Origin of the sequence: Mycobacterium nebraskense (assembly GCF_002102255.1) — a bacterium.
Lineage (GTDB): Bacteria > Actinomycetota > Actinomycetes > Mycobacteriales > Mycobacteriaceae > Mycobacterium > Mycobacterium nebraskense.
Genome location: NZ_LQPH01000132.1, coordinates 1 through 23534, shown reverse-complemented (window position 1 = coordinate 23534; position 23534 = coordinate 1). Strand labels below are relative to the sequence as shown.

Annotated in this window: 19 protein-coding genes; 5 read left to right on the top strand and 14 right to left on the bottom strand. The window is 68.0% G+C overall.

Annotation, left to right across the window (positions count from 1 at the left end; translation table 11 throughout):
- Positions 1 to 9: 9 nt before the first annotated feature.
- A complete protein-coding gene (locus AWC17_RS17695) occupies positions 10 to 399 on the top strand; it encodes an ATPase (protein ID WP_046183685.1) in 390 nt (129 codons plus the stop codon).
- A 12-nt stretch (positions 400 to 411) separates the two neighbouring features.
- Here the strand turns inward: AWC17_RS17695 and AWC17_RS17690 are convergent, their stop codons facing one another.
- The 9 genes from AWC17_RS17690 to AWC17_RS17650 all read right to left on the bottom strand — a co-directional run bounded on the left by AWC17_RS17690 (position 412) and on the right by AWC17_RS17650 (position 11367).
- A complete protein-coding gene (locus tag AWC17_RS17690) occupies positions 412 to 1224 on the bottom strand; it encodes a DUF1206 domain-containing protein (protein ID WP_082122994.1) in 813 nt (270 codons plus the stop codon).
- Positions 1225 to 1241: 17 nt separating this feature from the next.
- Positions 1242 to 4049: a phosphoenolpyruvate carboxylase gene (gene ppc / locus AWC17_RS17685; protein ID WP_085164897.1), complete on the bottom strand. Its 2808-nt coding sequence runs from the start codon at positions 4047 to 4049 to the stop codon at positions 1242 to 1244.
- Between the two features lie 45 nt (positions 4050 to 4094).
- Positions 4095 to 4328: a preprotein translocase subunit SecG gene (secG, locus tag AWC17_RS17680; RefSeq protein WP_046183683.1), complete on the bottom strand. Its 234-nt coding sequence runs from the start codon at positions 4326 to 4328 to the stop codon at positions 4095 to 4097.
- A 45-nt stretch (positions 4329 to 4373) separates the two neighbouring features.
- Complete coding sequence (tpiA, locus tag AWC17_RS17675) at positions 4374 to 5159, bottom strand: triose-phosphate isomerase (RefSeq protein ID WP_046183682.1); 786 nt, start codon at positions 5157 to 5159, stop codon at positions 4374 to 4376.
- On the bottom strand, positions 5156 to 6403 hold the full coding sequence (locus tag AWC17_RS17670; protein ID WP_085164911.1) for a phosphoglycerate kinase: 1248 nt from the start codon (positions 6401 to 6403) through the stop codon (positions 5156 to 5158). The genes tpiA and AWC17_RS17670 overlap by 4 nt, the downstream gene beginning before the upstream one ends.
- 14 nt (positions 6404 to 6417) lie before the next feature.
- Positions 6418 to 7437, bottom strand: coding sequence for a type I glyceraldehyde-3-phosphate dehydrogenase (gene gap, locus AWC17_RS17665; protein ID WP_046185772.1), 1020 nt, complete (start codon positions 7435 to 7437; stop codon positions 6418 to 6420).
- A 116-nt stretch (positions 7438 to 7553) separates the two neighbouring features.
- Entirely contained in the window at positions 7554 to 8981 is a 1428-nt protein-coding gene (locus AWC17_RS17660) for a phytoene desaturase family protein (RefSeq protein WP_046185773.1), read from the bottom strand.
- Complete coding sequence (locus tag AWC17_RS17655) at positions 8978 to 10735, bottom strand: DUF3556 domain-containing protein (protein WP_046185774.1); 1758 nt, start codon at positions 10733 to 10735, stop codon at positions 8978 to 8980. Before AWC17_RS17655 ends, AWC17_RS17660 begins: the two co-directional genes overlap by 4 nt.
- 155 nt (positions 10736 to 10890) lie before the next feature.
- Complete coding sequence (locus AWC17_RS17650; RefSeq protein ID WP_046185778.1) at positions 10891 to 11367, bottom strand: hypothetical protein; 477 nt, start codon at positions 11365 to 11367, stop codon at positions 10891 to 10893.
- 260 nt (positions 11368 to 11627) lie between these two features.
- On the opposite strand from AWC17_RS17650, the gene AWC17_RS17645 reads away from it, so the two are divergent.
- The 4 genes from AWC17_RS17645 to AWC17_RS17630 all read left to right on the top strand — a co-directional run bounded on the left by AWC17_RS17645 (position 11628) and on the right by AWC17_RS17630 (position 16917).
- On the top strand, positions 11628 to 12368 hold the full coding sequence (locus AWC17_RS17645; protein ID WP_231588647.1) for a lysophospholipid acyltransferase family protein: 741 nt from the start codon (positions 11628 to 11630) through the stop codon (positions 12366 to 12368).
- 3 nt (positions 12369 to 12371) lie between these two features.
- Positions 12372 to 14000: an acyl-CoA ligase FadD12 gene (gene fadD12, locus AWC17_RS17640; protein ID WP_046185776.1), complete on the top strand. Its 1629-nt coding sequence runs from the start codon at positions 12372 to 12374 to the stop codon at positions 13998 to 14000.
- Positions 14000 to 15274 (top strand): alpha/beta hydrolase, encoded by a 1275-nt coding sequence (locus tag AWC17_RS17635; RefSeq protein WP_047323613.1) that lies wholly within the window; start codon positions 14000 to 14002, stop codon positions 15272 to 15274. The genes fadD12 and AWC17_RS17635 overlap by 1 nt, the downstream gene beginning before the upstream one ends.
- A 278-nt stretch (positions 15275 to 15552) precedes the next feature.
- The gene (locus AWC17_RS17630) at positions 15553 to 16917 is read left to right on the top strand and encodes an HNH endonuclease signature motif containing protein (protein WP_046186637.1); all 1365 of its coding nucleotides are present in this window, start codon (positions 15553 to 15555) and stop codon (positions 16915 to 16917) included.
- 26 nt (positions 16918 to 16943) lie between these two features.
- Here the strand turns inward: AWC17_RS17630 and AWC17_RS17625 are convergent, their stop codons facing one another.
- From AWC17_RS17625 to uvrC, 5 genes are read right to left on the bottom strand one after another with little or no spacing between them, the layout of a single operon-like run.
- Positions 16944 to 18332 carry a WS/DGAT/MGAT family O-acyltransferase gene (locus AWC17_RS17625; protein ID WP_046186638.1) on the bottom strand — a complete coding sequence of 463 codons (1389 nt, stop codon included), beginning with the start codon at positions 18330 to 18332 and terminating at the stop codon, positions 16944 to 16946.
- Positions 18333 to 18384: 52 nt separating this feature from the next.
- Complete coding sequence (gene whiA / locus AWC17_RS17620) at positions 18385 to 19362, bottom strand: DNA-binding protein WhiA (RefSeq protein WP_047323623.1); 978 nt, start codon at positions 19360 to 19362, stop codon at positions 18385 to 18387.
- On the bottom strand, positions 19359 to 20435 hold the full coding sequence (gene yvcK / locus AWC17_RS17615; RefSeq protein WP_085164895.1) for a uridine diphosphate-N-acetylglucosamine-binding protein YvcK: 1077 nt from the start codon (positions 20433 to 20435) through the stop codon (positions 19359 to 19361). Before yvcK ends, whiA begins: the two co-directional genes overlap by 4 nt.
- Positions 20432 to 21337, bottom strand: a complete 906-nt coding sequence (gene rapZ / locus AWC17_RS17610) for an RNase adapter RapZ (RefSeq protein ID WP_046186845.1) — start codon at positions 21335 to 21337, stop codon at positions 20432 to 20434. Before rapZ ends, yvcK begins: the two co-directional genes overlap by 4 nt.
- The gene (uvrC, locus tag AWC17_RS17605; protein WP_046186846.1) at positions 21334 to 23289 is read right to left on the bottom strand and encodes an excinuclease ABC subunit UvrC; all 1956 of its coding nucleotides are present in this window, start codon (positions 23287 to 23289) and stop codon (positions 21334 to 21336) included. The genes rapZ and uvrC overlap by 4 nt, the downstream gene beginning before the upstream one ends.
- Positions 23290 to 23534: the final 245 nt, after the last annotated feature.

Sequence of the window (23534 nt, the reverse complement as noted above, 5' to 3'; positions counted from 1 at the left end):
CGGGTGATAATGACGGTCATGGCAGACAGAACCGTGCGCGGTGGGCAAGAGCGAAGCCGGATCAAAACCCTCACCCAGGCTGCGTTGAACGCCGACAAGACGGTGGAGCAGGTCGAAGACGTCCTCGACGGCCTGAGCAGGACCATGACAGAGCTGAACAGGTCGCTTTCCAACCTCAATGCCACGGTCCAGCGGATGGAGAGCGGCCTGGACCACCTGGACGGCACCCTGTCCAGCCTGGACGACCTGGCCAAGCGGCTGATCGTGCTGGTCCAGCCGGTGGAGGCGATCGTCGAGCGCATCGACGACATGGTGAAGGTGGGCGAGACGATGATGACGCCGCTCGCTATGACCGAGCACGCGGTACGCGGTGTTTTCGACAGGCTGCGGAACCGCTGAGACGTCGCCGGCCTACATCTTGGTTGACCGGGCCATCACGAAGCTGTACAGCCCGTAGGTGATGATCCCGACACCGGCAGCGATCAACAACGCTGCCCCATAGTGCTGAGCCCCGAGTGTCTTGAGCGCCCCGTCGAGTCCTGTGGCCTTCTTCGGTTCTGAGCGGCACGCGGCGACGATCACCAGCGCACCCGTCAGCATTATCACGACGCCCTTGCCGACATACCCGGCCACGCCAAGCCGCCGCACCAAGTCACCCGACCTGCCCTGGAGGTCGTTGACGAAGTTGCGGCTGGCGCCCTTGTAGATGTGATAGCCGCCGACCGCGACAACGACCACGCCGCAGCAGATGAGCGCGATGGTGCCGCCCGTCGTTTCCATCAGGCGCGCGCTGATGCCCGAATTCTGTTGATCCGCCGGCCTCCCGGCGCCCCGGGCGAATCCGAACGCTGAGTACGCGAAAGCGAGGTAGACCGCTGCCAGCCCAAGGGCCTTCACCCGGGAGGACGCATCCGATGACGAGCCGTTCGACTCACGGTCGCTCGATCGGCCGAGGGCGGTTTCGACGAGCCGCCAGATGCCCATCGCCAACAGGCCGGCGGTGGCGATCCAGAGCGCGAGCGGGCCGCCCGGTTTGGCGGCCAACGTCGCCAGGGCGCCGGTCTGGTCAGCGGTGCCGCGGTCGCCGCACGCAACCCGGATGGCGAGATAGCCGACGATCAGGTGCACTACCCCGCTTACGACGAACCCAACGCGGGCTAGCCGTTCGAAGACGCTGTTCTGTGCCAACCGGGCCGCGGTGACGGGCGAGGCGATGTCCGACATGGACTTATGAATGCCCGTCACCCACTGTTACGTAACGCGCTGGCCAATCCGTTCATCGTCAGCAGGATGCCGCGCTGCACCAACTCGTCGTCGTCGCCGGAGCGGTAGCGGCGCAGCAACTCCACCTGTAGGTGGTTCAGCGGCTCGAGATAGGGGAAGCGGTTGAACACCGAACGCGCCAGCGCGGGGTTGTCGGCGAGCAGGTCGTCGTGACCGGTGATGATCTTATGCATCGCAATGGTTCGCCGGTGCTCGTCCACGATCTTGTCGAACACCCGGTCGCGCAGTTCTTCGTCCTCGACCAGCTCCGCGTAGCGCGCCGCCAGGCCGAGGTCGCTCTTGGCGAGCACCTGCGCCATGTTGGACAGCACGCTGGCGAAGAACGGCCACCGCTCGTACAGCTCGTGCAGGATCGCCACGCGTTCGTCTTCACTTTCCGGGCCCGCCGCGATCCACTGCTCGAACGCCGACCCGGTGCCGTACCAGCCCGGAAGCATGACCCGTGACTGGCTCCACGCCAGCACCCAGGGGATGGCGCGCAGGTCCGCAATCGACGAGGTGGGCTTGCGTGACGTCGGGCGGCTGCCGATGTTCAGCGAACCGATCTCGCTGACCGGTGTGGAAGCCATGAAGTAATCGACGAAACCCGGTGTGTCGTGCACCAATTCGGCGTAAGCACGCTGCGCAAGAGTGGCCACTTCGTCGAGCACCGCGTAGGCTGGCTCCGCGGCGTCGCCCAGGCCCTCCACGTCGAGCAGCGTCGACTCCAGCGTGGCCGCCACCAAGCTCTCCAGGTTGCGCCGCGCCGCCTGCGGTTCGGCGTACTTGGCGGCGATCACCTCGCCCTGCTCTGTGAGCCGCAGCGAGCCGTTCACCGCGCCCGGCGGTTGCGCCAGGATGGCCTGATAGCTCGGCCCACCGCCCCGGCCGACGGTACCGCCGCGACCGTGAAAGAGCCGCAACCGAATTCCGGCCTTGCGGGCCACCTCGACCAGCGCCAGCTCGGCGCGGTAGACCGCCCAGCTGGAGGCCAGGTAACCGCCGTCTTTGTTCGAGTCGGAGTAGCCGAGCATCACCTCCTGACGCCCGCCCTGCGCGTCGACGACCGCCCGGTACAGCGGAAGGTCCAGCATCGCGGCCAGAATGGCTGCGCCGTGGTGCAGGTCGTCGATCGTCTCGAAGAGCGGCGAGATGGCCACCGGGCAGTACGGTTCGGGCCCGGAAGCATCCAGCAGCCCACCCTCTTTCAGGAGGATGGCCACCTCTAAGACGTCGGACACCGAGCGGCACATGGAGATGACGTAGTTCGGTACGGCGGCCGGGCCGTAGCGTCCGACGGCGTACGCCGCGGCGCCGACGACCTCGAGCTCCTTGCGGGCCAGGTCGGACAGGCCCCCCCGATCACCGACAAGGGGACGGCGGGTGCCCAGCTCGCGCGCCAGCAGCGCGACCCGCTCGTCCTCGGGCAGCGACCCGTAGTCCGGGTGCACCCCGGCCCACGCCAACAGCTCCCCCACCACCTCTTCGTGGACGTCGGAGTTTTGCCGCATGTCCAGACCGCACAAGTGAAACCCGAAGACACTCACGCCTTCTCGCAGCAGGGCCAGGCGGTCGTCGGCCAGCAGTGCGCTGCCGTGGGTGCGCAGCGACTCGTCGATCGTGTCCAGATCCCTTTGTAGTTCGGCCGGGGCGGAATACGGTGTCAGGCCGAGGTCAAGCTCGTGCTGCGGTCGGCGGTCCAGGATCTCGGCGCCCGTCGCGGTGAGCCGGGCGCGGATCACCCGCACCGCCCGCCGGTACGGCTCCTCGCCGCGGGCTTTCTCTTCGCAGCCCTCGGCCAGGTCCGCCAGCCCGGGCGTGACGGAGACGAGCCGCGCCGACATCGACAGATCCTGCTCGAGGGCGGTGAGTTCGGCCAGATAATGCGACAGCGCGGTGAACGCGGCGCTGCCGGTGGCCTGGCGGATCACGTCACCCGTCACGTTCGGATTGCCGTCGCGGTCGCCACCGATCCAGGAGCCCGGCCGCAGGATCGGCGCGGCAAGCAGATCGGTGTCGGGCCAGCGCGCCCGCAACGCGTCCCGGACCTCGGCGTTGACCTGCGGAATGACCTGGAAGAACGCAGCGGCGTAATAGCGCAGCCCCACCTCGATCTCGTCGGTGATCTGCAGGCGGGACAACCGGAGCAGCGCTGTCTGCCACAGGGTGAGGACCTGGCGGCGCAACTCGTGCTCGACGTTGCGGCCGTCGTCGGTTTCGGTGTGCCCCTCCGCGTGCAACCGCATCAGCTGGGTTATCCGGTGCTGGGTGACGAAGACGGTGCGCCGCCGGGTTTCGGTGGGGTGGGCGGTGATCACCGGGGAGATCAGGGCATCGCGCAGCGCGTCGGCCACCGCGGCCGAATCAAGTTCGGCGCCATCGAGTTTCGCGTATGTTGCGGCTAGGCTGCTGTCCTGCGGCGGCTCACCGGCGGAGACGTGGATGGCGCGGCGGCGCTCCCGATGGATGTCCTCGGCCACGTTGGCCAGCAGCGCGAAGTGGCTGAACGCGCGGATGACCGGGATCGCTCGGTGAATGTCGATGCCGTCGAACATCCGCGCCAGGTCGGCCCGGTCGATCTCGGAGCGGCGCACCCGAAACGATTCCACCCGGGCGCGTTCCACGAGGTCGAAAACCTCGTTCCCGTTCTGCTCGCGCACGGTGTCGCCGAGGATGGCGCCCAGCAGCCTGATGTCGGCGCGCATCGGCTCGGTCGCCTCGCGACCGACCAACGTCCGTTGCACGGCGCCGATCGGTTCCAGCGCTATGTCGGAAACGTCAACCATGTGTCCCAGTATCGGTGCGGATCACGTGGTCCGCCCGCCGACGGGTCACCGGTACTTGATCAGCAGTGCTATCCCGATGATGGAGACCAGCCAGATGCCGGTGATGAACAGGGTCAACCGGTCCAGGTTCTTCTCCACCACCGTCGAGCCGGAGAGGCTGGACTGCACACCGCCGCCGAACAGCGTCGACAGGCCGCCACCCTTGGCGCGGTGCAGCAGCACCAGCAACACCACCAGCACGCTGGTGACCACCAGGGTGATCTGCAGGGCAAACTCCATGACGCGAAATCCTACCGGTGACGCCGTGGTGTCACAGCCCCGGCCCTACGGAAGAGGCCCGCCGGCGGCGATCGCCGCCAGCGTCGCGAACTGCTCACCGTCCAGGGACGCCCCACCGACCAGGGCCCCGTCGATATCGTCGCGGGCGATGATGTCGCCGATGTTCTTGGCGTTCACCGAGCCGCCGTAGAGCACCCGTACGGTGTCGGCGACCTGCGGCGACGCGAGCGCGGCCAGCTCTTTGCGGAGCGCGGCGCACACCTCCTGGGCGTCGGCGGCGCTGGCCACCCGCCCGGTGCCGATGGCCCACACGGGCTCGTAGGCGACGACGACCTGGCCGATCTGCTCGGCGGACAGGCCGGACAGCGAGCCGCGCAGCTGCTCCTCGCAGTGGCTGACGTGCCCACCGGCCTCGCGGACGTCCAGGTGCTCGCCGAGGCACACGATCGGGGTCAGCTCGTGCTTGAGGGCCGCGGCAGCTTTGGCGGCCACCAGCGCGTCGTCCTCGTTGTGGTAGGTGCGCCGTTCGGAGTGGCCGACCACGACGAAACTGCAGCCCAGCTTGGCCAGGAACGCGCCGCTGATGTCGCCGGTGTACGCGCCCGAGTCGTGCTGGGACAGGTCCTGGCCGCCGTAGGTCAGCCGCAGCTTGTCGCCGTCGACCAGGGTCTGCACGCTGCGCAGGTCGGTGAACGGCGGCAACACCGTGACGTCGACCTTGTCGTAGTACTTGTCCGGCAGCGCGAACGCGATTTTCTGCACCAGCGCGATCGCCTCGAAGTGATTGAGGTTCATCTTCCAGTTGCCGGCGATCAGTGGCTTGCGGCTCACGCGTCTCCTCCACTTGGTTGCGGACGGCCGAGTACCTCGATGCCCGGCAGCGTCTTGCCCTCGAGGTATTCCAGTGACGCGCCACCGCCGGTGGAGATGTGCGAGAAGTCGCCCTCCGGGATGCCGAGGGCGCGCACCGCGGCCGCGGAGTCACCGCCGCCCACCACGCTGAACGCACCCTTGCCGGTCGCCGCGGCGATGGCCTCGGCGACGCCCCGGGTGCCCGCGGCGAACGTCGGGAACTCGAAGACGCCCATCGGGCCGTTCCAGAAGACAGTCCGCGCGTTGGACAGCAGCGCCGCAAAGCGTTTGACCGATTCCGGCCCGATGTCCAGCCCGATCATGTCGTCCGGGATGGCGTCGGCGGCCACTGTCTGCGGCGGCGAGTCAGCGGCGAACTGCTCGGCCACCACGACGTCCTTCGGCAGTCGCAGCACGTCGACATAGGTGTCCAGCAGCCGGCGGCAGGTGTCGACCATCTCTTCCTCCAGCAGCGACTTGCCCACCGGAAAGCCTTGCGCGGCAAGGAAGGTGAAGCACATCCCGCCGCCGATCACGATGCTGTCGGCCTTGGTCGCCAGCGATTCGATGACGCCGAGCTTGTCGGACACCTTCGACCCACCGAGCACCACCGCGTAGGGACGGGCGGTCGAGCTGGTCAGCTGCTCCAGTACCTGGATCTCGTTGGCCACCAGGGTGCCGGCGTAGTGCGGTAGCAGCGTGGCCACGTCGTACACCGAGGCCTGCTTGCGGTGCACCACCCCGAAGCCGTCGGAGACGAAAGCCCCTTCCGGCGAGACCAATTCGGCGAGTTCGCGGGCGAGCGCGAGCCGCTCGCCGTCGTCCTTGCTGGTTTCCCGGGGATCGAACCGGATGTTCTCCAGCAGCAGGACGTCGCCGTCCGTGAGCCCCTCGGCCCGGGCCAGCGCGTCGCCGCCGACGACTCGGGAACGATCGGAGCCGGCCAGCTGCACGTGCCGGCCCAGCTGCTCACCGAGCGCGGCGGCGACCGGCGCCAGCGACAGCTTCGGGTCGGGCCCGTTCTTCGGCCGACCGAGGTGCGCGGCGACCACCACCTTGGCACCGGCGTCGACGAGCGCCTGCAACGTCGGCACCGACGCCGTGATCCGGCCCGGGTCGGTGATGACCCCTTCGTCGTCGAGCGGGACGTTGAGGTCGGAGCGCACCAGCACGCCCCGACCCGAAACCCCTTCGGCCAGCAGGTCTGAGAGGTTCGGCGGCAAGGAATCCGTCACGACTACAGTGACTTGCCGACCAGCGCGACCAGGTCGATGAGGCGGTTGGAGTAGCCCCATTCGTTGTCATACCAGGACACCACTTTGGCCTGGTTGTCGATCACCTTGGTCAGGCCGGAGTCGAAGATCGAGCTGTGTGGGTCGGTGACGATGTCGGTGGAGACGATCGGGGCGTCGTAGTACTTCAGGATGCCCTTGAGTCGGCCCTCGGCGGCGGCCTTGAATGCGGTGTTGATCTCCTCGGCGCTGGCGGCCTTGGACAGCTCGACGGTGAGGTCGGTGACCGAGCCGGTCGGGATCGGCACGCGTAGCGCATAACCGTCCAGCTTGCCCTTGAGCTCGGGCATCACCAGGCCGATCGCCTTGGCGGCTCCGGTGGAGGTCGGCACGATGTTCAGCGCGGCCGCCCGTGCCCGGCGCAGGTCCTTGTGCGGGCCATCCTGCAGGTTCTGGTCCTGGGTGTAGGCGTGGATGGTGGTCATCAGGCCCTTGACGATGCCGAACTCGTCCTGGAGCACTTTGGTCACCGGCGCCAGGCAGTTCGTGGTGCATGAGGCATTGGAGATGATGTTCTGGCTGCCGTCGTACTTGTCGTCGTTGACGCCCAGGACGATGGTGATGTCCTCGTCGGTGGCGGGCGCCGAGATGATCACCTTCTTGGCACCGGCGTCCAGGTGGCCCTTGGCCTTGGCCGCGTTGGTGAACAGCCCGGTGGACTCCACGACCACGTCGACACCCAGGTCGCCCCACGGCAACGCTGCCGGGCCCTCCCTGACCTCGAGCGCCTTGATCTTGTGCGGACCCACCACGATGGTGTCCTGGCCTTCCAGGCTGACGTCGAAGGGCAGCCGGCCCAGGATCGAGTCGAATTTGAGCAGGTGCGCCAGCGTGTGGTTGTCGGTGATGTCGTTGACCGCCACCACCTCGATGTCCGCGGTGCCCTGCTCCTGTTGGGCCAGTAGGGCCCGGTAGAAGTTTCGTCCGATTCGACCGAAGCCGTTGATGCCTACTCGGACCGTCACTTGATCTCTCCCTGCCTTGGCGATGTCTTTCCTGAGTCCGCTGAATACGCGCTCGTGGTCAGCCTAGATGAGCAACATGCGCGGTTGCCGCCCCGGTTCCCGCGGCCAATGTGACGTCAGCCGCGGCGCGGCTTCTTCAGCCACTTCAGCGCCGACTCGGCGGCGTGGTAACCGCACAGACCATGGACACCGGCCCCCGGCGGTGTGGACTGTGAACACAGGTAGACGCCCGGGACGCCGATCGCGTAGGGATCCACGGCGATGCGGGGGCGGAAGATGACCTGGAGTCCGTCGTTGGCGCCGCCGATGATGTCGCCGCCGATGAAGTTGGCGTTGTAGGCCTGCAGTTCGGCGGTCCCCTTGCTGACCGTCGCGAGGACACGGTCGGAGAAGCCTGGCGCGAACCGCTCGATCTGGCCGACGACGGCGGCGGTGGCGTCGCCGTCGTAGCCGAACGGCACGTGCGCGTACGCCCAGATCGGGTTGACATTGCCCGCCGAGCGGGACGGGTCGGCCAGGTACTGCTGCCCGAGGAGCACGAAGGGGCGGTCGACCATTTTGCCTTGTGCGCGTTGGCGTTCGGTGTCCGCCACCTCGTCGAACGTCCCGCCGAGGTGCACCGTGCCGGCGCGGGCGCAGTCGGGATTCGTCCACGGGATGTCGCCCTCGATGGCGAAGTCGACCTTGAACGCCGACGAGCCCTCGCGGTAGCGCCGATACGAGCGCCTGATCCGGCCCGGCATCGCGTCGCCGTAGATGGCGAGCGCCGCGGCCGGGCTGAGGTCGAGCATGACGATGTCGGCGTCCGGGATGTCTTTGCGGCTGGCGACCCTCACCCCGGTGGCCACCGAGCCGCCGTACTCCTTCAGGGCGGCGGAAAGCGCCTGGCTGATCGACCCGGATCCTCCTTGCGCGACGGGCCAGCCGTAGCGGTGCCCGCTGGCCAGGATCATCAGCCCCAGGGAAGCGGTGAGCGGCCGGTCCAGCCGGGTGTAGACGTGCGCGGCGGCGCCGCCGAACAACGCGCGCGCCTGCCGGGTGCGAAACCAGCGGGCCATGGTGGTGGCCGGCAGCAGCGCCCGCGGCCCGAAGCCGGCCAGGCGAACCGGGTGATGCGGTATGCCCAGCACCGGGCCGAGCAGATCCTCGGCCAGCTCATCGAATCCCGCCGCCAGGTCCCCGATCGCCCGCCGCCACCGGGTGCCGTCGGGCCCCATGCGGGCCACCGTCTCATCGATCGACTGGTAGAGCACCCCGGTGGTGCCATCGTCGAGCGGGTGCGCGCAGTCGATCTCCGGCCACTTCCACTGCAGCCCATGGCGTTGCAGGTCGATCTGCTTCCACAACGGCGAACCGACGCCCAGCGGGTGAAACGCCGAGCAGTGGTCGTGGATGACCCCGGGCATGGTCAGTTCGCCCGAGCGGGCTCCCCCGCCGACGGTCTCGCCCGCCTCGATCACCTGCACGTCGACACCGTTGCGGGCGAGGTGGATCGCCGCGGCCAGGCCGTTGGGGCCGGCGCCGACCACCACCGCCCTGGTCATCGAGCGCTGCGCCGGGTCGTGACGTGGACCGGGTACTGGTCTCCGGGCTCCGGCCACGGCTGGCGGGAGAGCATGCTTTCCACGTCGACGTAACCCTCTTCGATCAACCCGGTTTTGGCGTCGACGATGCGGTACTCCTGGCGCTGAATGTGGATCGGTTGGCTTTCCAGAATGATCACCCGGACATCCCCGTCTTCGAACTGGCAGCGCCGCTGCACCGCCTCGAGCAACTGCTCGTTGTGCAGGTGGCCTTCGCCGAAGTTCCACCCGATCAGCGGTCCGGCGATGATTTCGCCGTCACGCAGTTTGTAGTCCGCCTCGTCCAACCCGTCCAGGGCGCGCGCCACCAGCCCGTTGAGCGTCCGCCCGTGGGTGTGCATGGACCGCCACCCCATCAACTTGTCGATCATCATTTCGGCGGTGCTCGGATCGTAAAGCCGGGCAAGCTGTTTGGGGACCAGCGCCGAGGCCTTGGTGATGTTCGCCTCGATCTTGTCCTCGGCGCCCGCGCGTAGGCACCACGTGCTGGTGGCCCAGTTGCCGGCGTAGTAGCGCATCGCGGGCAGGAATGAAACTTGTTTGGGGAAAAGGTTTCCCACGATCGGCACCACAGCGAGCGCGGCGATCAGGATGATCAGCAGCAGCGGCGAATGCAGGCCCGTGGCCGTGACGCCGGCGTAGTGCCCGAACAAGTAGAACAGCGAGAAGAGGAAGAACACGTTCCATTCCAGGGGAACTCCCATTGGAATGGTGGAGGTGATGTTGAGGTGGAAGAGGACCATGAACCCGATGAGGAACCACGCCCACCGGTGGCCGTCGGCGAAGAAGACCAGGACCAACGGCACCAGGAATTCGGCCGTCGTCCCGCCGACATGGGCCATCACCTTCGGCACCCACGACGGCCGCAGGTCGTTCACCGGGTCGAGGTAGAGCCTGCGCTTGAACCAATTGAAGGCGTTGCTGCGCAACAGCGGGCTGTTGCTCATCATCACGGCCACGACGTACGGGAAGTGGTGGTTGAGTTTCGACGTCGCGGCTCCCCACCACAGCGCGAGCATGATGATCTTGAAGGCGGCGATCTGGTCGGTGAACGGAAAGAAGAACACCAGCAGGGTCAGCCCGTAGTGTTCGCCGCGCGCGGCGAGGAAGACGGTTTTGTCGCGTAGCCCCAGCAGGCCCAGCGCGACGATCGTCGGCACCACCAGAGCGGGATTGATCAGCCCGACGTCGCCGCCGGCGGTCACCGGCCCGCCCCGCCCGGGCGACAGCAACGCCCAGGCGCCCGAGACCAGCACGATCAGGTAAAGCGCCACGTCGACGACGGTGCGGTTGTCGCCACCGGTGAACGGGACCTTGCCCGGCCATGGCGGCAGCCGAATCGTGTTGGGCCGCAACCAATACAGGAAGCCACCGAATACCGGCCAGAACCGCGCGGTCAGCGGTCCCGATCCGCAGCCCAGGCCCAAAATCTCGAACAGCAGCGTGAAGATGACCACCTTCTGATACACGATCGGCTGCGTCCACCAGTCGGCGATGCGCCCGAGGCCACCCAGGCCCGGCGTCAGCGAGATCACCGCGGCGGCGCCGGCGACGTACAGGGCGATCTTGACGACGTAGAACAGATAGACCGCGTACGGGGAGCCGAAGCCGTGTTCGACCCAGTGCCGGGTCATGATCTGCCGCCTGGCCGAGCGCGGCAGACCGGGCCAGCTCTCCGGGTCGACGTCGGGAATTTCCGGGGTCATGAATCCCATGGGCGGCCTCGTTCGGTGTCGGAGGAAACCAGTTGGCCCGTCAAATGTATCGGCACCGCGATGCGGGTGTGGCCGATTCCGCGTGCCTCGGTCTTCCGCCAGTCGCCTGAGCGACGAAAACCACTGCGCCGACGGTGAATTGACGCCGGCCGGAACTAGCGGACTGCGGAGCGCGGCCGCGGGGAAAGCGCGGGCGGCTCCTCCGGGGTCCGCTGGGCAAATCGGCGGCGCAACTTCTCGAGCATGCCGTCCAGGTTGTCCCGGTCCTGTTCCTCGATCCGCGCCATGCGCCGAAGGTTGCAGACGGCATCGGCGTCGCCGCTTGCTTGCGCGATGGCGATCGCCTTCTGATAGTCAACGATCCGCTGTTCGATGAGCCTGCGGTTCTGGGAGAGCACCCGAACGAAGTAGTCGGCCTGGAGATGGTCCGCCGCGTCCGGGGTGGCCGGATCGACGTCCCCGGCCGGGCCGTCGATGCCAGGTGCGGACGGCGAGGATCCCTGACTGAGACGGGCCGGTTCGGCGCGGGCCATGCCGGCGCGGGGCCGGCGGGCGCGTGGGTCACGAGAGCTGATTCTGCGTGCAGCACCCGAGCGGGCACGACGCTCGGGGGACAAACCGGCAACGTCCATCGTGTCCCGATTCTCGAGGTTTTCACTTAGGGCGTCGTAACAATAACGCCCGCGCCCGGCCGGCACCATATCCGCAGACGCGGAAAGAGATAAACACCATGAAGGCCGCCACTCCCCGCTCGCTACCATCGAGGAACTCGACGCGGCCCCCTAAACTTCAAGCGGCCTCGCGGGAGCGTCAAGGGAGGAACGTGACCGACAACGATCTCCCCGATGTCGGCGACATCGGCAAATTCGACCCCGTCCTGACCCAGCGACTGATGGGCGTGATGCGCCCGGCCCTGAAGGCCTACTTCCGCTCGGAGGTGCACGGCCTCGGTTCGTTCCCGTCCGGCGGGGCGCTGGTCGTCGGCAACCACTCCGGCGGCATGTTCCCGATGGACGTCCCCATCTTCAGCGTCCACTTCTACGAGAAATTCGGCTACGACCGGCCGGTCTACACGCTGAGCCACGACATCCTGATGACCGGCCCCACCGGGGACTTCTTCCGGCGCACGGGATATATCCGGGCCAACCGGGAGAACGCGGCCCAAGCCCTGCGGTCCGGCGGGGTCGTCATCGTCTTCCCCGGCGGTGACTACGACGCATACCGGCCGACGCTCTCGGAGAACGTCATCGACTTCGACGGCCGCAAGGGATACGTCAGGACGGCGATCGAGGCCGGCGTCCCCATCGTGCCCGCGGTGTCCATCGGCGGGCAGGAGACCCAGCTCTACCTGTCGCGCGGCACGTGGCTGGCCGAGCGGCTCGGGGTGAAGCGCTTGCTGCGCAGCGCCATCCTGCCGCTGTCGTTCGGCTTCCCGTTCGGCTTCAGTGCGGTGATCCCGCCCAACCTGCCGCTGCCCACCAAGATCGTCACGCAGGTGCTGAAGCCGATCGACATCGCCACGCAATTCGGTGACGACCCGGACGTCGACGAGGTCGACGAGCACGTGCGGTCGGTGATGCAGCAGGCCCTCAAGGACCTGGCCACCAAGCGACGTTTCCCGATCCTGGGCTGAGCCGTGGCTTCTCCTATCAATCAGGCCCTCGGCATCATTACCACCCTGAGGCGCGCCGGCATGATCGCGCCGATGCGACCCGACCGCTACCTGAAGATGGCCGCGGCCATGCGCCGCGAGGGCATGGGAATGACCGTGGGCTTCGCCAGTGCGGCGCAACGCTGCCCGGACCGGCCGGGCCTGGTCGACGAACTCGGCACGCTGACCTGGCGCCAGCTCGACGAGCGGATCAACGCGCTCGCCGCGGCGTTGCAGGACCTGCCGGGCCGGACGTCGGCGCCCGGGGTTGTCGGGATCATGTGCCGCAACCACCGCGGCTTCGTCGAGGCGGTGGTGGGCGCCAACCGGATCGGCTCCGACGTCGTGCTGCTCAACACGTCGTTCGCCGGTCCGGCGCTCGCCGAGGTGGTCAACCGCGAAGGCGTCGACGCCGTCATCTACGACGAGGAGTTCACCGAGACGGTGGACCGCGCGCTGGCCGACAAGCCGGACGCCACCCGTATCCTGGCCTGGACCTCGGACGGGCGCGACGAGCTGACGGTCGAGCAGCTCATCACCGATCACGCCGGCCGACAGCCCGAGCGCACCGGCCGCAAGGGCAGGATGATTCTGCTGACCTCAGGCACCACCGGAACACCCAAGGGCGCCAACCAAACTGGCGGCAACGCCGGCATCGGCACGCTCAAGGCCATCCTGGACCGCACGCCGTGGCGGGCCGAGGAGACGGTCGTGATCGTGGCGCCGATGTTCCACGCCTGGGGTTTCTCGCAGTTGATCTTCGCCGCGTCGATGGCCTGCACGGTGGTCACCCGCCGCAAGTTCGACCCGGAGGCGACGCTGGACCTCATCGACCGGCACAAGGCGACCGGTCTGGCGGTGGTGCCGGTGATGTTCGACCGCATCATGGAGCTGCCCGCCGAGGTGCGAAACCGGTACAGCTGCAAGTCATTGCGATTCGCGGCGGCATCCGGTTCGCGAATGCGGCCCGATGTCGTCACCGCGTTCATGGACGAGTTCGGCGACGTGATCTACAACAATTACAACGCCACCGAGGCCGGCATGATCGCCACCGCCACCCCGCAGGACCTGCGTGCGGCACCCGACACCGCCGGCCGGCCGGCGGGCGGGACCGAAATCCGGATTCTGGACCCGGATTTCAACGAGCTGCCCACCGGTGAGGTCGGCACCATCTACGTCCGCAACGACACCCAGTTCGAGGGCTACACCTCGGGCACCACGAAGGATTTTCACGCCGGGTTCATGTCGTCGGGCGACGTCGGCTACCTGGACGAGGCCGGCCGGTTGTTCGTGGTCGGCCGCGACGACGAGATGATCGTCTCCGGCGGCGAGAACGTTTACCCGATCGAGGTGGAGAAGACGCTGGCGGCACACCCCGACGTGGCCGAGGCCGCCGTGATCGGCGTCGACGATGAGCAGTACGGCCAGCGCCTGGCGGCATTCGTCGTACTGAGCGCGGGCGCCCAGGCGACGCCGGAGACCCTCAAACAACACGTCCGGGAAAACCTGGCCAACTACAAGGTGCCCCGCGAGATCGTCGTCCTCGACGAACTCCCGCGCGGCAGTACCGGCAAGATCCAGCGCAACGAACTGCAATCTCGGGTCAACGGCTGATGCCTCCGTTGTTGGACCGCCTCACCCGCCCCCGGCCGCTGGCCCGCGCCGCGCTGGAATTGGCCAACGCCGCCAACGGGTTACGGCCGTTGGCCCGCAAGGGCTACAGCACCGTGCTGGTCTTCTGGTTCGGCTGGCCGACGTCGGAGGTGCCGGGCATCTACTTCTCCGTCTCGCTGCTGGACGCGTTGCGGCGCGGCCGGCGCGGCCACTTCGCGGGGCGGCGCGGCAAGGCGGCGCTGGCCCTGACGGCCGCCTCGTGGGCGATCCTGGGGGTGATCCGCTACCGCGGCGTCACCACCCCGGGCCCGGTGCTGGAGGCCGGCCTGCGCGATCAGCTCGGACACGACTACGAAGAGGCGCTGAGCAAGCTGCCACACACCAAGCCCACGCGCAGCGGGCGGCGCAGCCTGCCGCTGGGCAACACCGTGGCGCGCCGGCGCTACGTCGAGAAGACGAACGTGGTGGCCTACGGCCCGAACGGGCGCGCCAACCTCGCCGACGTCTGGCGGCGCCGCGACCTGCCGCGCGACGCCAAGGCGCCGGTGCTGCTGCAAGTGCCGGGCGGCGCCTGGATGATCGGGATGCGCCGCCCGCAGGCCTACCCGCTGATGAGCCACCTCGCCGCCCGCGGCTGGGTGTGCGTGTCGATCGGTTATCGCGTCTCCCCCCGCCACACCTGGCCCGACCACATCGTCGACGTCAAACGGGCGCTGGCATGGGTCAAGGAGAACATCGCCGACTACGGCGGCGACCCCGACTTCGTCGCCGTCACCGGCGGCTCCGCGGGCGGGCACCTGTGCGCGCTGGCGGCGCTGACCCCCAATGACCCGACATTCCAGCCGGGCTTCGAAGACGCCGACACATCGGTGGCGGCCGCGGTCCCGATCTACGGGCGCTACGACTGGTTCTCCACCGAGGGCGAGGGCCGGCCCGAGTTCGTCTCCCTGCTCGAAAAGTTCGTGGTGAAGCGGGGATTCGCCTCGCACCGCGACGTCTACGTCGATGCCTCGCCGATCCGGCGGCTGCGGGCCGACGCGCCGCCGTTCTTCGTCCTGCACGGCCGCGACGATTCCCTCATTCCCGTCGGCGAGGCCCAGGAGTTCATCGAGGAACTGCGCGCGGTGTCGAAGTCCCCGGTCGCCTACGCCGAATTGCCTAGCGCGCAACACGCTTTCGACATCTTCAGTTCGCCGCGGGCGCATCGTTCCGCGGAGGCCGTCGCGCGGTTCCTGTCCTGGGTGTACGCGACGAACCCACCCGATCGCGACTAACCCGACGGCGGCGACCCGCTTCACCCGGCTTCGCCGCGCTCGCGATCGCGACTAACCCTGATGGCGGCGACCCGCTTCACCCGGCTTCGCCGCGCTCGCGATCGCGACTAACCCTGATGGCGGCGACCCGCTTCGCCCGGCTTCGCCGCGCTCGCGATCGCGACTAGGGCGGGCCCTATTTCCGGCCTTTCAGCTCCTCTGTAATCCCTTGTGTCACTTCAGCTTCAATGGTCACAGAGTGGTCATTTTTGTCGGTGGGTGCTCCTAGAGTTTTAGGCATGGCCGCGAATAGTCGTGAGGAGATTGTCGAGGTCATCGACGCGCTCGACGACGACGCGGACCGCCTGTGCGAGTTGTCCTTTGACGTGCTCACCACCCCGGAGCGGTTGCGCGCCTTAGAGCGGGTGGAACGCGTGGCCCGCCGGCTGCGCACCCCGCAGCACGCGTTGATCAACCAGCTCGGCACGCAGGCCAGCGCCGAAGAGTTGGGCGGCTCGCTACGCCTGGGGTTGGCCGACCGGTTGCGCATCACCAAGACCGAGGCCGGCCGGCGCATCGATGAAGCCCGGGATCTCGGGGAGCGGCGCGCGTTGACCGGTGAGCCGTTGACCCCGCAGCTGAGCGCGACCGCGGCCGGCCAACGCGACGGGCTCATCGGTGATGGGCACGTCAAGGTAATCCGCGGCTTCTTCGCCCAGCTGCCGGTTGAGGTCGACGTGTTGACCCGGCAAGCCGCCGAAGCCGACCTGGCCGAAAAGGCCGGCGGGTATCGGCCCGACGAGTTGGCCAAGTACGCCCAGCGGATCATGGACTGGCTGCACCCCGATGGGAAATTCAGCGACGCCGAGCGGGCCCGCAAGCGCGGAATCACGCTGGGCACACAGGAATTCGACGGTATGTCACGCATCAGCGGCCTGGTGACCCCGGAGTTATGCGCCGCGATCGAGGCCATGCTCGCCAAGCTTGCCGCCCCCGGGGTATGCAACCCCGACGACGAGACCCCGGTGGTCGATGCGACACCCGACGAGGACGCGGTGCGCCGCGACACCCGATCCAAAGGGCAGCGCAACCATGACGCGCTCTTAGCCGGACTGCGCGGCCTGCTTGCCTCCGGCGAACTGGGCCAGCACAACGGCTTGCCCGTGTCGATCGTGGTGACCACAACGTTGAAGGACTTGGAGGCCGCCGCCGGCAAGGCCCTAACCGCCGGCGGCACGCTGGTGCCCATGTCGGATGTGATCCGCTGGGCCGGTCACGCTCATCACTACCTGGCGATTTTTGACAGGGGCAGGTCGCTGGCTCTGTATCACACGAAACGGTTGGCTTCTCCCGGACAGCGAATCATGTTGTATGCCAAGGATCGTGGGTGTACCAAGCCAGGGTGTGATGCCCCCGCCTACCACAGCCAAGTCCACCACGTCCGCGGCTGGACGACCACCCGCCGCACCGACATCGACGACCTCACGCTGGCCTGCGGCCCCGACAATCGGCTCGCCGAAAAAGGCTGGACCACCCGAACCAACGCCCGAGGCGAAACCGAATGGCTACCGCCAGCGCATCTGGACCGCGGGCAACCCAGAACCAACAGCTTTCACCACCCCGAAAGATTCCTTCGCGGTGCAGACGACGACGAACCCGTTTGAGTTGGGGGTCTAGCCCTGATGGCCGCTCACTCCCGCGCGGCAGCCTTCTCCAGCTCGGTGAGCGCCGGCTCGATGCGGTCGGCCATGTCGTCGATGTCGTTGGCCACCTCGGGCGTCGTCACGAAGCCGAAGTCCAGATAGTCGGTGTAGGAGAAGCAGGTGATGTTCAGGGCGACGTCCATGACGGGCGGCCCGAGCGGCACCAGCGAATCGAGTCTGGCGCCGGCCATGTACAACGGGAACGGCGGGCCCGGCACATTGGAGACAACGAGGTTGATGGGGGCCAGATTTCGCGATAACCCACTGGCCGTGTAGGCCCGCGCGGCCAACTGCAGCAGCCCCGGCGGCGTGGTCTCGGTCAGCCCCATGATCTGGTGCGCCGACAACGCCTTGGCCATCAGCTTGGCGTTCTGGGTGCTTTCGTGGATGGCCCGCAGCCGCTCGGCGGGATCTTCGATGTCGGTCGCGAGCGACACGGTCATCGAGCTCACCTTGTTGCCGACGTCGTCCTTGTTCTCGTCGGTGCGGGTGGAGACGGGAATCTGGGCGATGAGCGGCTTGGCGGGCAGCTCACCGCGCTTCTGCAAGTACTCGCGGGCGGCGCCGGACACGAGCGCCAGCACGACGTCATTGAGCTTGACGTCGTAGGCGTCCTTGACGGCCTTGGCCCGGGCCAGCTCGACGCGGCATCCGGTGATCCGCCGGTGCGGCGACACGGACGCGTTGAACCGGGTCTTGGGCGCTTCGAAGTAGCGGGGGGGCCGGTCGCTCACACCCAGCGCGGCGACCTGCTGCCGCACGGTCTGCTCCAGGAGTCTCGCGATGCGGAAGGGCGTCTTGACGCCGACGTTGATGAGCGCGCCCACCGCCCGCCGTTCAATGCCCGGAATCTTCGATCCCACCAGTGATCCCACTGTTTCCTGTTGCGGCGGGCGCGGTTCCGGGGTGACGTCCAAGAGAATCTCACCCAGGCCGGCGCCCGAGACGCCGTCGACGATGGCGTGGTGCATCTTGGTCAGCGATGCGATCCGGCCGCCCTCGACGCCTTCGATCACCCACATCTCCCACAGCGGCCGGGCGCGGTCGAGCTTGTACGACATCAACCGGCCCACCAGCTCCTCGAGATCGCGGCGGCCGCCGGGCGCCGGAACGGCGATGCGCCGGATGTGAAAGTCGATGTCCAGGTCCTCGTCTTCGACGAACCACGGCCGGTCCAGTCCGAGCGGCGCCCCGGTGACCCGCCACCGCAGCTGCGGCAGCTCCGGCAGCCGCTCGATGATCAGTTCGCGGAGTCGCTGAAAGCTGTACTCGGGTGTTTCCTTCGGGTCGCAGATCGCCAGTGCGCCCACATGCATGTGCCAGCCCGCAGTTTCGGCCGACCAAAACGCCGCATCAACGCTTGAAAGCCGTTTCATCCCCCGACCGTAGCCCCCCCTACCCGTTGCGAACAGCGATTCGCGTGACCAGTTACGCGTCTTCCAGCAAATCCGGCGTCACCGCCGACTCGGTGTCCGGGATGCCCTCGATCTTCGCCTTCCGGTCTGCCATCGACAGCAGCCGGCGAATGCGGCCCGCCACAGCGTCTTTCGTCATCGGGGGGTCAGCGAGCCGACCGAGCTCCTCCAGCGAAGCCTGCCGGTGCTCGACGCGCAGTTTGCCGGCCGAGGCCAGGTGGTCGGGGACGGTGTCGCCGAGAATCTCCAGCGCGCGTTCCACCCGGGCGGCCGCCGCGACCGCCGCGCGCGCCGAGCGGCGCAGGTTCGCGTCGTCGAAGTTGGCGAGCCGGTTGGCCGTCGCCCGCACCTCGCGGCGCATCCGGCGCTCCTCCCAGATGAGCCGGGTGTCCTGGGCGCCCATCCGGGTCAACAATGCACCGATAGCCTCGCCGTCACGCACCACCACCCGGTCGGCGCCCCGCACCTCGCGGGCCTTCGCGCTGACCCCGAGCCGGCGCGCCGCGCCCACCAACGCCAACGCGGCCTCCGGTCCGGGGCAGCTGACCTCCAAAGCCGACGACCGTCCCGGCTCGGTCAGCGAGCCGTGCGCCAGGAAGGCTCCGCGCCAGGCGGCTTCGGCGTCGCCGATGCTGCCGCCCACAACCTGGGCGGGCAGACCGCGCACGGGCCGGCCGCGATTGTCGAGCAGGCCGGTCTGGCGTGCCAGCGCTTCGCCGTCGTTGGCAACCCGCAGCACGTAGCGGGTGGTCTTACGAATCCCGCTGGCCGACAACACATGCACGACCGCGTTATAGCCGTAGAGCTCGAAGATGTCCTTGCGCAGCCGCCGCGCGACGTTGCCCAGGTCCACCTCGGCCTCCACGACCACCCGGCCGCCGACGATGTGCAACCCGCCGGCGAACCTCAGCAGCGACGTGACTTCCGCGCGCCGCGCGCTGACCGACTTCACGACCAGGCGGCTGAGTTCGTCCTTGACTTCGGTCGTCATCGCCACGCGTCGTCACTCCTCGGTCCGCTTCCGGCCGGTCCATTTCCACCGGTCTGTGGACTTGCACCGTCGACCCGAATATCCGCGGTGGCCGTGACCGGAGTCGCTCCCGGACCCTTGCGTGTCGCCCGCACCCCGTCCAGGGCCGCCGCGAGTTTGCCTGGATCATGTAAAGGTGTACCAGGTCGGGCCACGTCGGCGAAGTGGACCTCGGCCGATAGCAGCGTCGCGGTGCGGCGCAGATGCTCCCGCTCCCGCTCACTGGGCACCCGTTCGGCGTCGATGATGATGTCGTGCACGGTGAACCCGGGTGCGTGCTGGGCCAACACGTGCAGATGACGCTCGACGGAGAAGCCGGCCGTCTCCCCCGGCTCGGCCACCAGATTGAGCACCAGTGCGCGACGGGCGGTGGTGGCCCGCAGCGCCGCCGCCAGCTCCGGCACGAGCACGTGCGGGATCACGCTGGTGAACCACGAGCCGGGACCCAGGACCACCAGGTCGGCGGCCATGATGGCGTCGACGGCTTGCCGGGTCGCCGGCGGGTCGGACGGCAGCAGCCGCACCCGCCGCACCTTGCCCGGTGTGGTGGCGATCGCGACCTGGCCGCGAATCAGGCGGAATATCCGCGGATCGGTCTCCAGGCCGGAAACGTCCGCCTCGATCTGCAGCGCGATCGGGCACATCGGCAGCACCCGGCCCTTGACGCCGAGAATGCGGCCCAGCTCGTCGAGGGCGGCAACCGGATCGGCCAGCACCTCCGACAGCCCGGCGAGCATCAGGTTGCCGATCGGGTGCCCGGCCAGCGCCCCGTTGCCGCCGAAGCGGTGCTGCAGGATGGTTGCCCACAGCCGTCCGCGCGGGCTGTCGGATGCCAAGGCCGCCAACGCCATTCGCAGATCGCCCGGCGGCACCACATCCAATTCGCTGCGCAGTCGCCCGGACGAACCACCGTCGTCGGCAACGGTTACCACCGCGGTGACGTGCGGAGTCAGCCGGCGGGCCGCGGACAACGTCGCGTACAGGCCGTGACCGCCGCCCAAAGCGACGATGCCCTGATTCGTCGGCGCGCTCATTCGCGGCCCAGATCCCGGTGCAGCACCCGCACCGACAGTTGGGGATTGGACTTAAGCAGCCGCATCAGCGCCTCGGCGATCGCGACACTGCGGTGCTTGCCGCCGGTGCAGCCGATGGCGACCGTCATGTAGCGCTTGCCCTCCCGGCGGTAACCGTCGACAACCAGAGACAGCAACCGATGGTAGGCCTCGAGGAAGTCCGCCGCGCCCGGCTGACTCAGCACGTATTCACTGACCGCCGGGTCCTGTCCGGTGAGCGGACGCAGCTCGTCGACCCAGTGCGGGTTGGGCAGGAATCGCACGTCCATCACCATGTCGGCGTCCATCGGCAGGCCGTACTTGAAGCCGAACGATTCGACGGTGACGCTGATCGACGTGCCGGCATCGCCACCGAACGCGCGCTCGATGCTCTCCCGCAAGCCCCGCACCGACAGCGTCGACGTGTCGATGATCAGGTCGGCGGTGGCGCGCACCGGGGCCAGCATCCGACGCTCGGCGGCGATGCCCTCGGCCAGGGTCTGGTCGCCCTGCAGCGGGTGACTGCGGCGGTTCTGTTCGTAGCGGCGCACCAGCATGTCGTCGGACGCCTCCATGAACACCACCCGCGGGCTGATGTTGCGGGTGGCCAGCTCGGTGCGCACCGAATCGAGATCGCCGGTGAAGCCGCGCGACCGCACGTCCATCACCACCGCCAGGCGGGTGATGCGCGACCCCGCGTCCATACCGAAATCCACCATCCGCGTGATCAGCTGGGGCGGCAGGTTGTCGGCCACATACCAGCCCAGGTCCTCGAGCACCTTGGCCGCAGTACCCCGCCCGGCGCCCGATAATCCGGTCACCAGCACGACGTCGATGCCCGCCGCGGCATCCCTCGGGCGGCCCTCCGCCAACTCACCCGTCATTCGGCTTCGCCGGCCTGCTCGGGTCGCAACGCCTCCAGGACGGCGGTGGCGGTGGCCACTCCGATGCCGGGAACGGCCGTGATCTGGTCGACGGTGGCCTCCTTGAGGCGGGCTATCGATCCGAAATGGGTTACCAGCGCCTTGCGGCGATGTTCCCCCAATCCTGGCACCGAATCGAGCGCCGAGGCGGTCATTCGCTTGGATCGCTTGCTGCGATGGTAGGTGATGGCGAACCGATGCGCCTCGTCACGAATCCGTTGCAGCAGATAAAGCCCCTCGCTGTTGCGCGGCATGATGACGGGATCGGGCTCGGCCGGCACCCATATCTCTTCCAGTCGCTTGGCCAGGCCGATCACCGCGACGTCGGTGACGCCGAGGTCTTCGAGCACGGCGCTGGCCGCATTGACCTGCGGCGCGCCGCCGTCGACGACGTAGAGGTTGGGCGGATAGGCGAATCGGCGCGACTTCCCTTCGGCCGAAAGCATATTCGGATCGCTCTGTTCGCTCAGGTGCCGCGCGAACCGGCGGCGGGTCACCTCGGCGATCGAGGCGACGTCGTCGGAGCGTCCCTGCCCAGCGGCTTCGCGGATCCCGAAGTGGCGGTAGTCCGACTTGCGGGGCAGGCCGTCTTCGAACACCACCAACGAGCCGACCACGTCGGTGCCCTGCACGTGGCTGATGTCGACGCATTCGATGCGCAGCGGCGCGTCGGCCAACCCGAGCGCTTCCTGGATGTTCTGCATCGCAGCCGATCTGGCGTTGAAGTCGCCGGCCCGCTTCAGCTTGTGTTGCTGCAGCGCCTCTTTGGCGTTGCGTTGCACGGTTTCGGCCAGCGCTCGCTTGTCGCCGCGGCGCGGCACCCGCAGCGCGACCCGTGAACCGCGCAGGCCGGAAAGCCAGCTGGTCAATTCGTCGGAGTTGGACGGTAGGCAGGGCACCAGCACCTCGCGGGGAACCGGGTTGGCGGCTTCGTCCGTGGTTTGTTCCAAGGCCCCACCCAGCTCCGCCTGCTCGCCGTAGAACTGGGTCAGGAATTGCTCGACCAACTGCTCCTCACCGGAATCACCGGCCTCCGCAGACTTTTCGACGATCCAGCCGCGCTGGCCGCGCACCCGGCCGCCGCGGACGTGGAACACCTGGACCGCCGCCTCCAGCTCGTCATCGGCGAAGGCGACCACGTCGGCGTCGGTGCCGTCGCCGAGCATCACGGCCTGCTTCTCCATCGCGCGCTTGAGCGCACCCAGGTCGTCCCGAAGGCGCGCGGCTCGCTCGAAGTCGAGTTCGTCGGAGGCGGCGTGCATCCGCTGTTCCAGCTCGCGGGCGAAGCGGTCGGTCTTGCCGGACAGGAAGTCGCAGAAGTCGTCGACGATTTGGCGGTGCTGCTCGGCGCTGACCCGGCCGATGCAGGGCGCCGAGCATTTGTCGATGTAGCCGAGCAGGCACGGACGGTCGATCTGCTTGTGCCGCTTGAACACACCGGCCGAACAGGTGCGGGCCGGAAACACCCGGGTGAGCAGGTCCAGTGTCTCGCGGATCGCCCACGCGTGGGAGTAGGGCCCGAAATAGCGCACGCCCTTGCGACGTGGGCCGCGATAGACCATCAGCCGGGGAAACTCTTCGTTGAGAGTGACGGCCAGCACCGGGTACGACTTGTCGTCGCGGTAGCGGACGTTGAAGCGCGGATCGAACTCCTTGATCCAGTTGTATTCGAGCTGCAACGCCTCGACTTCGGTGTTGACCACCGTCCACTCGACTTTGGCGGCGGTGGTCACCATCTGCCGGGTTCGCGGGTGCAGGCCGGCGACGTCGGCGAAATACGACGTCAGCCTGCTGCGCAGGCTCTTGGCCTTGCCGACGTAGATGACTCGGCCGTGCGCGTCCCGGAATCGGTAGACGCCCGGTTCGACCGGGATGGACCCGGGCGGGGGGCGGTAGGTCGCGGGATCTGGCACCCATCCAGGCTAGTAGTCGCTCAAGCGATGGCGGCCCGTCGGGATCCGGTGCTCGGGCCCCGGAAGCATCGCGTCCTGGTTGGCGGGGCCGGGCTGTCGTTCACCGGGTGGCGCGCCCCCTCAAGGGCTGTGATTCGGTCGGCGGCCGCGCCTGGTATTCGAACTTAGGTACTGCTTATCTGCTTAAGTGGACTTACGCTGGTCGGTGTGGATTTTGCTGGTGTGAGTCCGGTTGGCGGGATGGA

Bases quoted from the DNA above. Each gene is read 5' to 3' on its own strand.
- ppc (WP_085164897.1), bottom strand. From the start codon at position 4,049: ATGGTTGACGTTTCCGACATAGCGCTGGAACCGATCGGCGCCGTGCAA.
- whiA (WP_047323623.1), bottom strand. From the start codon at position 19,362: ATGACGACCGAAGTCAAGGACGAACTCAGCCGCCTGGTCGTGAAGTCG.
- AWC17_RS17645 (WP_231588647.1), top strand. From the start codon at position 11,628: ATGGGCGTGATGCGCCCGGCCCTGAAGGCCTACTTCCGCTCGGAGGTG.
- AWC17_RS17625 (WP_046186638.1), bottom strand. From the start codon at position 18,332: ATGAAACGGCTTTCAAGCGTTGATGCGGCGTTTTGGTCGGCCGAAACT.
- AWC17_RS17630 (WP_046186637.1), top strand. From the start codon at position 15,553: ATGGCCGCGAATAGTCGTGAGGAGATTGTCGAGGTCATCGACGCGCTC.
- yvcK (WP_085164895.1), bottom strand. From the start codon at position 20,435: ATGAGCGCGCCGACGAATCAGGGCATCGTCGCTTTGGGCGGCGGTCAC.
- AWC17_RS17650 (WP_046185778.1), bottom strand. From the start codon at position 11,367: ATGGACGTTGCCGGTTTGTCCCCCGAGCGTCGTGCCCGCTCGGGTGCT.
- AWC17_RS17690 (WP_082122994.1), bottom strand. From the start codon at position 1,224: ATGTCGGACATCGCCTCGCCCGTCACCGCGGCCCGGTTGGCACAGAAC.
- AWC17_RS17695 (WP_046183685.1), top strand. From the start codon at position 10: ATGACGGTCATGGCAGACAGAACCGTGCGCGGTGGGCAAGAGCGAAGC.
- secG (WP_046183683.1), bottom strand. From the start codon at position 4,328: ATGGAGTTTGCCCTGCAGATCACCCTGGTGGTCACCAGCGTGCTGGTG.
- rapZ (WP_046186845.1), bottom strand. From the start codon at position 21,337: ATGACGGGTGAGTTGGCGGAGGGCCGCCCGAGGGATGCCGCGGCGGGC.
- AWC17_RS17660 (WP_046185773.1), bottom strand. From the start codon at position 8,981: ATGACCAGGGCGGTGGTGGTCGGCGCCGGCCCCAACGGCCTGGCCGCG.
- AWC17_RS17655 (WP_046185774.1), bottom strand. From the start codon at position 10,735: ATGGGATTCATGACCCCGGAAATTCCCGACGTCGACCCGGAGAGCTGG.
- AWC17_RS17635 (WP_047323613.1), top strand. From the start codon at position 14,000: ATGCCTCCGTTGTTGGACCGCCTCACCCGCCCCCGGCCGCTGGCCCGC.